Here is a 309-nt window from a genome sequence, read left to right as displayed (position 1 = left end):
CCTCGACAACAAGAACGGGCAGGACTTCGACTTCGACTTCGGCAATCGCCTGCGAGCCGTCACCGGCAAGGAAAGCTATCGCTATGACGGCCACGGCCGCCGAGCCATGGCTTGGGCGCCGGGGTATCCGAACGGCAACATCCTGTCGCACTACGATCAGGGCGGCGTGCTGCGTTACCAGCACGATTCACGTAAAAACAAGCTTCACGCCTATTTCTATCTGGGCAGCAGACTTGTGGCGATTCGCGAGACGCCGATTGGGGCGAGCAACCATGTCGTCAAGTACCAGCACACCGATGCGCTGGGAAG

General features: G+C 59.9%; 1 pseudogene. It reads left to right on the top strand.

The window, feature by feature from the left end:
- Positions 1–309: pseudogene (locus tag AB4059_RS15950) on the top strand (hypothetical protein); the annotation flags it as partial.

Source organism: Lysobacter sp. 2RAF19 (genome assembly GCF_052115395.1).
GTDB lineage: Bacteria > Pseudomonadota > Gammaproteobacteria > Xanthomonadales > Xanthomonadaceae > Noviluteimonas.
Note: the sequence above shows the minus strand (reverse complement) of the source record. Positions and strands in the feature narration are given on the sequence as shown.